This is a genomic window from Streptococcus ilei (assembly GCF_000479335.1).
GTDB classification, from domain to species: Bacteria; Bacillota; Bacilli; order Lactobacillales; family Streptococcaceae; genus Streptococcus; species Streptococcus ilei.
The window spans coordinates 371896-383436 of record NC_022584.1; the positions used below are offsets into that span (position 1 = coordinate 371896).

General features: G+C 36.4%; 7 protein-coding genes and 1 CRISPR repeat array. Of the genes, 6 read left to right on the forward strand and 1 reads right to left on the reverse strand.

What is annotated here, in order from left to right; genetic code table 11:
* Nucleotides 1–277 precede the first annotated feature (277 nt).
* From cas9 to N596_RS01915, 5 genes are all read left to right on the forward strand, one after another.
* On the forward strand, nt 278–3661 hold the full coding sequence (gene cas9 / locus N596_RS01890; RefSeq protein WP_023026749.1) for a type II CRISPR RNA-guided endonuclease Cas9: 3384 nt from the start codon (nt 278–280) through the stop codon (nt 3659–3661).
* Nucleotides 3662–3841: 180 nt separating this feature from the next.
* A complete protein-coding gene (gene cas1 / locus N596_RS01895) occupies nt 3842–4750 on the forward strand; it encodes a type II CRISPR-associated endonuclease Cas1 (RefSeq protein WP_042361074.1) in 909 nt (302 codons plus the stop codon).
* Nucleotides 4751–4754: 4 nt separating this feature from the next.
* Complete coding sequence (cas2, locus tag N596_RS01900; protein WP_003016415.1) at nt 4755–5078, forward strand: CRISPR-associated endonuclease Cas2; 324 nt, start codon at nt 4755–4757, stop codon at nt 5076–5078.
* Nucleotides 5075–6118, forward strand: coding sequence for a CRISPR-associated protein Csn2-St (gene csn2-St, locus N596_RS01905; protein WP_023026751.1), 1044 nt, complete (start codon nt 5075–5077; stop codon nt 6116–6118). The genes cas2 and csn2-St overlap by 4 nt, the downstream gene beginning before the upstream one ends.
* 71 nt (nt 6119–6189) lie before the next feature.
* A CRISPR array of direct repeats spans nt 6190–7742; the repeat unit is 36 nt; unit sequence GTTTTTGTACTCTCAAGATTTAAGTAACTGTACAAC.
* A 662-nt stretch (nt 7743–8404) separates the two neighbouring features.
* Entirely contained in the window at nt 8405–9217 is an 813-nt protein-coding gene (locus N596_RS01915; protein ID WP_023026753.1) for a PrsW family glutamic-type intramembrane protease, read from the forward strand.
* Nucleotides 9218–9260: 43 nt separating this feature from the next.
* Here the strand turns inward: N596_RS01915 and mnmE are convergent, their stop codons facing one another.
* Nucleotides 9261–10634: a tRNA uridine-5-carboxymethylaminomethyl(34) synthesis GTPase MnmE gene (gene mnmE, locus N596_RS01920; protein ID WP_023026754.1), complete on the reverse strand. Its 1374-nt coding sequence runs from the start codon at nt 10632–10634 to the stop codon at nt 9261–9263.
* 162 nt (nt 10635–10796) lie between these two features.
* Between mnmE and rpiA the strand changes: the two genes are divergently transcribed.
* On the forward strand, nt 10797–11495 hold the full coding sequence (gene rpiA, locus N596_RS01925) for a ribose-5-phosphate isomerase RpiA (protein WP_023026755.1): 699 nt from the start codon (nt 10797–10799) through the stop codon (nt 11493–11495).
* Nucleotides 11496–11541: the final 46 nt, after the last annotated feature.

The window sequence follows — 11541 nt, forward strand, 5'->3', positions numbered from 1 at the left end:
TACGAAGTTCCATGACTAAATCTTGAGCCTAAGGTCTCAAGATTTCCGAGTGCCTGAAACTATTGTGTTTCAGGCACTTTTCTCACAGCGGAAAGTCTCTACAGAAAAATTTTAAAAAGAAAGTTTATCTACTTTCTAATGGAACTCGTTCATGCGAGTTCCTTTTTGTGTGTAAATTAAAAGTTAAAAAAATTGAATATCTCCATATAATGAATTGATTTTTGAGGAAAGAAGGGGTAAAATTGTATTAATATAATGACTGGTTAGGAGTTTTATTATGAATGGTTTAGTTTTAGGATTGGATATTGGTATTGCTTCAGTTGGAGTAGGTATTTTAGAGAAAGATAGTGGAAAGATAATCCATGCGAATTCTCGGATTTTCCCAGCTGCAACAGCTGACAATAATGTTGAGAGAAGGACTAGTAGGCAGGCTAGACGCTTAAATCGCCGGAAAAAACATCGTAGTGTTCGCCTTCATGATCTATTTGAAGAATATGGTTTATTAACTGATTTTTCTAAGGTTTCAATTAACTTAAATCCTTATCAAATTCGTGTGCAAGGATTGGATAAACGATTAACTAACGAAGAGTTGTTTATAGCCTTAAAGAATATTGTTAAGAGACGTGGTATTAGCTACTTAGATGATGCTTCTGAGGATGGTGGTGCAGTATCATCTGATTACGGTAAGGCAGTTGAAGAGAATAGAAAATTGCTTGCTCAACAAACTCCTGGTCAAATCCAACTAGATCGTTTCGAAAAATATGGTCAGGTTAGAGGAGATTTCACTGTTGTGGAAAATGGTGAAAAACGCAGATTAATTAATGTTTTTTCAACATCTGCTTATAGAAAAGAAGCCGAAAGAATTCTTAGAAAACAGCAGGAATTCAATAATAAGATTACAGAAGGGTTTATAGAAGATTATTTAACAATCCTTACTGGTAAAAGAAAATACTACCATGGGCCTGGAAATGAAAAATCACGGACTGATTATGGAAGGTATACTACTAAAAAAGATTCTCAAGGTGAGTACATAACCCTAGATAATATTTTTGGTATTTTAATTGGTAAATGTACATTTTATCCTGATGAGTATAGAGCTTCAAAAGCTTCCTATACTGCCCAAGAGTTCAACTTACTAAATGATTTGAATAATTTAACTGTTCCAACAGAAACTAAGAAACTGAGTGTGGAACAAAAGAAGACAATTGTCGAGTATGCGAAGACAGCTAAAACATTAGGAGCTTCAACTCTATTGAAGTACATTGCTAAATTGATTGGTGTGTCAGTTGATCAGATACATGGATACCGCATTGATCCTAATGAAAAACCTGAGATGCACACCTTTGAAGTCTATCGGAAAATGCAATCTTTAGAAACAATCAGGGTGGAAGAGTTACCGAGAAAGGTCATAGATGAGCTTGCTCATATTCTAACCTTAAATACTGAGCGAGAAGGTATAGAAGAAGCGATTAACGCTAAGCTAAAAGATATATTTAGTCAAGATCAAGTACTTGAATTGGTTCAGTTTAGAAAAAATAATAGCAGTTTATTTAGTAAGGGATGGCATAATTTTTCTCTAAAACTCATGATGGAGTTGATTCCAGAATTGTATGAGACTTCAGAAGAACAAATGACAATTCTTACTCGATTAGGCAAACAAAAATCTAAAGAGACATCAAAACGAACCAAGTACATCGATGAAAAAGAATTAACAGAAGAAATCTATAATCCTGTCGTGGCAAAATCTGTCAGACAAGCTATAAAGATTATCAATGAAGCAACAAAAAGATATGGGATCTTTGATAATATCGTTATTGAAATGGCACGTGAAAATAATGAGGAAGATGCAAAGAAAGAGTATATCAAGCGTCAAAAAGCAAATCTAGACGAGAAAAATGCTGCTATGGAAAAAGCGGCTTTCCAATACAATGGGAAAAAAGAATTACCGGATAACGTTTTTCATGGACATAAAGAATTAGCAACTAAGATTCGTTTGTGGCATCAACAGGGTGAAAAGTGTCTTTACACTGGAAAGAATATTCCAATTTCAGATTTGATTCAAAATCGGTACAAGTATGAAATTGATCATATTTTACCTTTATCTCTTTCTTTTGATGATAGTTTATCTAATAAAGTCTTGGTACTAGCTACAGCAAACCAAGAAAAGGGACAACGGACACCGTTTCAGGCTTTAGATAGCATGGATTACGCATGGTCATACAGAGAGTTCAAATCATATGTAAAAGATTCAAAATTACTGAGCAATAAGAAGAAAGATTATCTTTTAACGGAAGAAGATATTAGTAAAATTGAGGTGAAACAGAAGTTTATCGAACGAAATTTAGTAGATACTCGTTATTCTTCTCGAGTTGTTTTAAATGCTCTACAAGATTTTTATAAGGAGCATCAATTCGATACAACTATTTCAGTGGTTCGTGGACAGTTTACTTCTCAGCTTAGAAGAAAATGGGGGATTGAAAAATCTCGTGAAACCTATCACCATCATGCTGTAGATGCTTTGATCATTGCTGCATCTAGTCAATTAAGACTATGGAAAAAACATAATAATCCTCTGATCTCTTATAAAGAAGAGCAATTCGTGGATTCAGAAACCGGTGAAATTATTTCAATGAGTGACGATGAATACAAAGAGTTAGTATTCAAAGCACCATATGATCATTTTGTTGATACATTGAAGTCCAAGAAATTTGAAGATAGCATTCTATTTTCTTATCAAGTAGATTCAAAATATAACCGAAAGATTTCTGATGCAACAATTTACGCAACAAGAAAAGCGAAATTAGATAAGGATAAATCGGAAGAAACTTATGTTCTAGGTAAGATTAAAGATATTTATAGTCAAGCGGGATATGATACATTCATTAAAATTTATAATAAAGATAAAAGTAGATTCTTAATGTATCACAAAGATCCGCAAACATTTGAAAAGGTAATCGAAGAGATTTTAAGAACCTATCCTTCTAAAGAATTGAACGAAAAGAATAAAGAAGTTCCTTGTAACCCTTTTGAGAAATATAGACAAGAAAATGGACCAATCAGAAAATATAGCAGAAAAGGTAATGGTCCAGAAATTAAAAGCCTGAAATATTACGATAATAAGTTAGGTAATCACATTGATATAACACCTAATGAAAGTATGAATCAAGTTGTACTTCAATCACTTAAACCTTGGAGAACAGATGTCTTTTTCAACCATCAAACTGAAAAATATGAATTAATGGGATTGAAATACTCTGATTTAAATTTTGAAAAAGGTAGTGGGAAATATAGTATTTCTTTAGAAAAGTATAATTCTATAAAGATGAATGAGGGTGTTAGTGAGGAGTCTGAATTTAAATTTACACTTTATAAAAATGATTTGATATTAATAAAAGATGCGTTGACTAAAGAAGCACAAATATTCCGATACGGTTCCAGAAATGATACTTCGAAACATTATGTTGAGTTAAAGCCTTATGATATGTCAAAATTTGAGGGCGATGAAAGACTGATTAAAGTTCTTGGAACGGTTGCCAAGGGTGGACGCTGTATTAAAGGGCTAAATAAAAAAGATATTTCCATCTTCAAAGTTAAAACAGATGTCTTAGGCAATAAACATTTCATCAAAAAAGAGGGTGAAGAACCAAAACTCAAATTTTAAAAATTATTTTTTAAAAAAGAGTTGCAAACGCTTTTACAATGTATTATAATATTAACTGTAAGGGACGCCTTACACAGTTACTTAAATCTTGCAGAAGCTACAAAGATAAGGCTTCATGCCGAATTCAACACCCTGTCATTTATGGCGGGGTGTTTTCGTTTTGTAAAGAGGATAAAAATAATGACTTGGAGAATTGTACATGTTTGTCAGAGTGAAAAAATGCAATTAAAGTTGGATAATCTTTTGATTAAGAAGATGGGCGAAGATTATATTATACCCTTGAGCGATATTTCTATCATTGTAGCAGAAGGAGGTGAAACTGTTGTAACCCTAAGATTGTTAAGTGCCTTAAGTAAGTATAATATTGCCTTAATTGTCTGTGATAATGAGCATTTACCGACAGGGATTTACCATTCACAAAATGGCCATTTTAGAGCCTATAAAAAGTTACAGGAACAATTGTTGTGGACGCAGGAGCAAAAAGATAAAATATGGCAAATAGTGACCTACTTCAAAATAAATAATCAGCAAGATGTTCTTTCAATGTTTGAGAAAAATATCGATTGTATCCAGTTATTAGCAGATTATAAAGACCATATTGAATTTGGGGACAAAACTAATCGTGAGGGTCATGCTGCTAAAGTTTATTTCAATGAATTATTTGGAAAGAAATTCGTTCGTCTTACCCAACAGGAAACTGATGTTATCAATGCTGGTCTAAATTATGGCTATGCGATTATGAGAGCGCAGATGGCGCGTATTATTGCTGGGTATGGGCTAAATCCCTTAATCGGAATTTTTCATAAAAACGAATACAATCAATTTAATTTAGTAGATGATTTAATGGAACCTTTTAGGCAGATTATTGATGTTTGGGTTTATCAAAATCTACGGGATGAAGAATATTTGAAATACGAGTTTCGTTTAGCCTTAACAGATACACTGAATGCTAAAATTCGTTATGGAAAAGAAACTTGTTCTGTTACGGTAGCAATGGATAAATATGTTAAGGGTTTTTTAAAATGTATTTCGGATAAGGATACGAGTAAATTCTACTGTCCGATTGTTTCTAGTGTAGAATGGAGCTGAAGAAATGAGGTATGAAGCATTGAGGTTATTGTGTTTTTTTGATCTTCCTATGGATACGAATCAAGAAAAAAGAATCTATCGTAATTTTCGGAAAGATCTAATTGCTAATGGTTTTGAAATGTTGCAGTTTTCTGTTTATTATAGAACGTGTCCCAATCGCAGTTTTGCTAGTAAATTCTATAAAAAATTAAGCCAAAGTAATTTACCTAGTGGGAATGTCCGTTTACTAGCGGTTACAGAGAAACAGTTTTCTGAAATGGTTTTGATCATTGGTGGAAAAACAAAACAAGAAGAAGTAGTCAGTGATAATAAGTTGGTAGTTATATGAAAATGAATATTAGTCATCCATACAAGGATAATATTACATTGAGTTTTGGACAATTTACCCAAGTTGTTGGCCAAGATCAACAATTAAAGTACTATATTTGGCAAATCCTGTTATGGTATTTTGGAGGAAAAAAATATAGTGAAGAAGACTTAGTCCTATTCGAACAAAATGAACCTAAAATCTTAATAGACGATACGGTGGTTTCCCGTTCAGAATTTAGGGTTATCCAACTATCGAATATTAATGATCTAATCGAGCAGATGGAGTATAAAAAAGGAACGATAGCTTATGATTATCTGAAGAAAAAGATTAATACAGTGGAGACGATGGAGCAAATTGAAAATATCAATGATCATCTCGATAGGATTTCTTTGCTGTTGAATCAGAATCTGAATCTACAACTAGATGGTATTAACTATCATACAGAAGCGAAATATTTTAATGCAGACCAATTGATCCAAAAAAATTTTCTGCCCTATTTTGGACAGAACGATAAAAATATATCCTTTGAATTTGTTGACAATAAGACAAAGTTTTTATTATTCCTTTCGATGTTGCAAGTAGTGATTACGGATCAATCTGAAAAGGTATTACTTGTTCTCCGAAATATGGATGATTATTTATCTTATAAGGAATTTGTTGAGTGTTGTGAACAATTAGAGAGATTAACTAATTATTGTAACATGTTATACACTATTTCATTTCCTTCAAATGAAGGTTATCTTCATGTCACGAAAGAAGTATTAGAGGAGATTAATATTGTCTCTGATTACATTGATCATTTTTATTCATTAGAATTTATGTATGAACGTTTTACTGATCAATATCCAATAAATCAAATACCTAGTAAACAAGAGTTTTTATCATCTTTAAGGAAGATTGGGCCTTATTTATTTAGTTCTGATATTCTTCATATGAGCTTATCAATTGAGGATCAAGTAGCATTGAGAATATTAAACAATTTGTACCAGTATGAAATGAAAATAAAATTCCATATTGAACCAGTCAACCCAATGTTATTGAAGTATTTAGAAGAATAGTATTGACGAGTTATGTCTAAGACTTTATAATGGTTTTTGAGAGGACAAAAATCAAAATTGACGAATTTGAGGTTTTTGTACTCTCAAGATTTAAGTAACTGTACAACTTTGTCATATTTCCCAGTTTAGAACCTGTGTTTTTGTACTCTCAAGATTTAAGTAACTGTACAACCCTTGCGACTGTAGGAGACGACCAGCCTTTGTTTTTGTACTCTCAAGATTTAAGTAACTGTACAACTAAAAATCAATTCTTTTAGATCATCACTCAGTTTTTGTACTCTCAAGATTTAAGTAACTGTACAACCGTAGCGGACAGCTTCCGATTATTGGAATTGTTTTTGTACTCTCAAGATTTAAGTAACTGTACAACTGAATTTATCGGTGACCGTGTGTTGATATAGTTTTTGTACTCTCAAGATTTAAGTAACTGTACAACATGAGGAAAGATGAATGAAAATCACACAAGGTTTTTGTACTCTCAAGATTTAAGTAACTGTACAACTATGCTTGAACTTGCTAAGGCCTACAAGCTGTTTTTGTACTCTCAAGATTTAAGTAACTGTACAACAGAGGGTATTTTTGGCAGAATTATAAATCTGTTTTTGTACTCTCAAGATTTAAGTAACTGTACAACCGAAAGGGCAAAGAATGAATTGATGCGATTGTTTTTGTACTCTCAAGATTTAAGTAACTGTACAACGGGTCTTTATGATAGTATCCATGGTCTGGAGTTTTTGTACTCTCAAGATTTAAGTAACTGTACAACGAACCTGGACGATGGTGTCTTTGTTGATAAGTTTTTGTACTCTCAAGATTTAAGTAACTGTACAACATATCGTCCATGTCTGGGATAGGCCCGCTGTTTTTGTACTCTCAAGATTTAAGTAACTGTACAACCAACACTGACGTACTGTCCAGCCGATATCTGTTTTTGTACTCTCAAGATTTAAGTAACTGTACAACTCATAAATTATCAAATTGAACTTCTCTTACTGTTTTTGTACTCTCAAGATTTAAGTAACTGTACAACACGTTGTTTCTCACCACGTTTCGAACCTTTGTTTTTGTACTCTCAAGATTTAAGTAACTGTACAACAAGCTACTGCGATATTAAAGACTGGAATGTGTTTTTGTACTCTCAAGATTTAAGTAACTGTACAACGAAAGCGTCTCAGGACGCTTAAACGACTTGGTTTTTGTACTCTCAAGATTTAAGTAACTGTACAACTAACGTATAGCGGAGGTTGAAGGCAAGCTGTTTTTGTACTCTCAAGATTTAAGTAACTGTACAACTTTAACGTAGCTGAAAGCGGATGGGAAAGCGTTTTTGTACTCTCAAGATTTAAGTAACTGTACAACCTAAAGGCTTCGGAGACTTTGAAGCATCACTGTTTTTGTACTCTCAAGATTTAAGTAACTGTACAACAGGACGCAAGCTACACGTATCTCCAGAGTTGTTTTTGTACTCTCAAGATTTAAGTAACTGTACAACTTTACAGCCGGACAAGAAATTAAGGCCGGAGTTTTTGTACTCTCAAGATTTAAGTAACTGTACAACTCGCATAGACAATATAACGAGTACTGTCGAGTTTCTGTACTCTCAAGATTTAAGTAAGTGTACAACTGAATGCGAGGGAATGGAAGTTGAGGAGGTTGAGTTAGTTTTAGAGCTGTGTTGTTTCGAATGGTCCCAAAACTATTATTTGTATGATATAACAGAATATTTAAAAAAATGAAGGGGTTTTCTATGGAGAGTGATGTGTTTTTTGATTATTTTTTAAGATCACTTAGGTTTTATTTTCGTGATAGGTGTAAGGATATTGGATTTATAAAGTTTTTTAAAGATGAAAATAATTGTTTTATTACTATAGAGGATTATGTTTTGGAATCATTTGTAGTATTGTCAAATATTTTGAGTAAGGATAGGATTGTGTTTACTTGTGGAATTATTTATAGTAAGGGGGTAGTTACTGGAGTAGAAGTATATATGAATGTATTAGAGTTAGAAAGATTAAATAAATTGTATAAGATATAGTTTTGATGAATATTAAAAAACATAAGGGTATTTATCTACGTGGGATGTGTGGAGTGATAGGATTAATGTTTCCTAGTTATAGAACTCTGTTGTTTTGAATGGACCCAAATACCTTCAATAATTTGAGTACTCAGCATTCTCTATTCCCCGTAGCCATTTATTGTTTTTTTAAGCTTTTATTGTTACAATATCCATATAGACAAAAAGACTGGATTTCCAGCCTTTTTAATTGTTTTAAAGAAAGGTTTTTTATGAAACGCAAATCGATTTTGTTTCTATTTTTATTCTTGCTCTCGATTGGTCTGGCCTATGAGACGCAGTCTATCACAGCTGGTTGGATGACTGGATCCCAGTATGGGATCATTGGTATCTCTGTCCTCTTGCTTCTAGTATACGCGATTCCTGCTGTTTGGGCTCTCTTTCATTTCGCGAAGAAGTGGAAGTTGTCCTGGATTCCGGTTCTTTTTTCTCTCCTAGGTGGGGGCTTTATCGCAGGTTGGTTATCTAGTTTTGCCAATACCTATTTCCATGAGATGATTCAAGCGGTAGCGCCAAATAGCGATTTTTGGAACCAGTATGAGAGTGCCATCGCAGGACCACTCTTTGAGGAACCCTTCAAGTTGATTCCGATCTTCTTTGTCCTCTACTTGTTCAATGTACGTAGGATCAAATCCATCTTCCTTTTAGCGATTGCATCTGGTCTTGGTTTCCAGATTGTGGAGGACTTTGCCTATATCCGTCAAGACATGCCAGAAGGCTTCTCATACGCAGTATCTGGTATCCTAGGTCGGATTATGAATGGGGTCGTATCACACTGGGTCTACACAGCCCTCTTCATGGTGGGTCTCTACTTGATCCTTCAAGCGACAAAAGGTCGCAAGGAGTTGATGCTGACGGGTTGGTTCTATTTTATTTCTGGCTTTGGCCTTCACTTTGTCGGCAATTCACCATTTGGCCAAATCGAGACAGAACTCCCTCTCGCCATTCCATTCTTGACAGCAGTAGGACTCTTCTTGATTTATCAAGCCTACCTCACTGTCCAAAGTCTGGACCAAGGAAATTAATAATAGAAAAATCGTATGTTGCAACATACGATTTTTTTTTAGGTTATTTTCCAAGACAGAATTGACTGAAGAGTTGGGTGATGAGCTCGTCTGGTGCAGCATCTCCTGTGATTTCTCCGAGAATTTCCCAAGTGCGGGTCAGATCGACTTGAAGCAGGTCCACTGGCATGCCCATAGCCAGGCCTTCGTTAACTGCTTGGAGGCTTTCAACGGCTTTCTCAATGAGAGAGATGTGGCGGGCATTGGAGAGGTAAGTAGCATCTTGCTCTACTAAGCCAGCATTTTCAAAGAAGAGGGCATTAATACGGTCTTCGATTTGATCGATATTTTGATTTTTCAGAACCGAAATCTTGATGTAATCTTCTGGCAGTTGGTCGATTTCAATCTTCTCTGGGAGATCGACCTTGTTGAGGAGAATGATGCGGTTGCTGTCTTGTGAGATCTCAAGGAGCTGCCGGTCTTGATCAGTCAGAGGCTCGCTAGCATTGAGAACCAGGAGGACCAGATCAGCTTCTTTGAGGGCTTTCCGAGAGCGTTCCACACCAATGCGTTCGACGATATCCTCTGTCTCCCGGATACCGGCTGTATCGACCAGCTTGAGGGGAACACCATTGATATTGACGTATTCCTCGATGACGTCACGGGTCGTCCCTTCGATATCGGTCACGATGGCTTTTTCCTCGCGCAGGAGGTTGTTCAGAAGGCTAGACTTGCCGACATTTGGTCGCCCGATGATAGCAGTAGAAATCCCCTCGCGAAGAATCTTACCACGGCGAGCTGTCTTGAGGAGGTTGGTCAAGAGGGCTTCAAACTCAGTGGTCTTTTCGCGGATGATCTCAGTGGTTGCTTCCTCGACATCGTCGTACTCAGGATAGTCGATGTTGACTTCGACCTGAGCCAGAGTATTGAGGATCTCTTGGCGCGTGTTGTTGATGAGATCAGATAGGGATCCATCCAACTGTTTGACTGCGATATTCATAGCCTTGTCGGTCTTGGCGCGGATAATATCCATGACCGCCTCAGCCTGGGTCAAATCGACACGACCATTCAAGAAGGCCCGCTTGGTAAATTCACCAGGCTCAGCTAATCGAGCGCCTTCGCGAATCACCAATTGCAGGATTTCGTTGGTCACCGCAATCCCACCGTGGGTATTGATCTCGATGATATCTTCTCGAGTGAAGGTCTTAGGAGAGCGCATAGCACCGACCATGACTTCATCCAGAATCTCATCCTTATCTGGATCTACGATGTGGCCGTAGTTGAGGGTGTGGCTGGCCACGTTGCTTAAATCTTTTCCTTTAAAGATCTTTTGTGCAATTTTAAAGCTGTCTGTCCCGCTTAGGCGGACAATCCCGATTGCTCCCTCACCGAGTGGCGTCGAGATAGCAGCGATGGTATCAAATTCTCTAGTAATCATCTATCTTCTCTTTTCCTGTGTATTCTCTTCTATTCTATCGTAAACTGGCAAGAGGGGCAAGACATTGCTTTTAGAAGGAGGAGTTGAAAAGGTTTTCAGTTAAGTAGTGAAATCTGTCCGCCAATATGCTATACTAAACATGAATAGAAATGGAGGTCTAAGATGGTAAACCTAAAAGAACAGGTTGGCATTAAGGCGGCTGAGTTTGTTAAAGACGGCATGATTGTCGGTCTTGGTACAGGGTCAACTGCTTATTATTTTGTGGCTGAATTGGGGCGTCGCATCAAGGAAGAAGGATTGAAGATTACAGCTGTTACGACTTCAAGCGTGACCTATGAGCAGGCAGAAGGCTTGGGAATTCCGCTAAAAGCGATTGACGATGTAGAAGTGGTTGACTTAACTGTAGATGGTGCGGATGAAGTAGACCTAGCTTTGAATGGGATCAAAGGTGGAGGCGGTGCCCTCTTGATGGAGAAAATTGTTGCAACCAACTCAAAAGACTGCATCTGGATTGTCGATGAGTCAAAACAAGTGGAAACGCTTGGTGCCTTTAAACTGCCAGTAGAAGTCGTTCAATACGGAGCAGAGAATCTTTTCCGTCATTTTGAGAAGAAGGGCTATTCTCCAGCTTATCGTGAAAAGGATGGTCAACGCTTTGTCACCGACCAAGGCAACTATATCATTGACTTGGATCTCAAGGTGATTCAGGATGCGGAAGCTCTGGCCAATGAACTGGATCACACCGTAGGGGTTGTAGAGCACGGTTTGTTCTTGAACATGATTTCAAAAGTGATCGTAGGGACACCAGAAGGCCCTGTCATCATCGAAAAATGGGTTTCTCTAGAGAGGGGCCGGGTTTAAAACGGCTCTCTTCTTATAGGGAAGTGGTATAATATAGCTAGTTTAA

What these genes read in the sequence shown, in the direction of transcription:
- mnmE (WP_023026754.1), bottom strand. Translation starts at nt 10,634, where the DNA reads ATGATTACTAGAGAATTTGATACCATCGCTGCTATCTCGACGCCACTC.
- cas2 (WP_003016415.1), top strand. Translation starts at nt 4,755, where the DNA reads ATGAGGTATGAAGCATTGAGGTTATTGTGTTTTTTTGATCTTCCTATG.
- csn2-St (WP_023026751.1), top strand. Translation starts at nt 5,075, where the DNA reads ATGAAAATGAATATTAGTCATCCATACAAGGATAATATTACATTGAGT.
- cas1 (WP_042361074.1), top strand. Translation starts at nt 3,842, where the DNA reads ATGACTTGGAGAATTGTACATGTTTGTCAGAGTGAAAAAATGCAATTA.
- rpiA (WP_023026755.1), top strand. Translation starts at nt 10,797, where the DNA reads ATGGTAAACCTAAAAGAACAGGTTGGCATTAAGGCGGCTGAGTTTGTT.
- N596_RS01915 (WP_023026753.1), top strand. Translation starts at nt 8,405, where the DNA reads ATGAAACGCAAATCGATTTTGTTTCTATTTTTATTCTTGCTCTCGATT.
- cas9 (WP_023026749.1), top strand. Translation starts at nt 278, where the DNA reads ATGAATGGTTTAGTTTTAGGATTGGATATTGGTATTGCTTCAGTTGGA.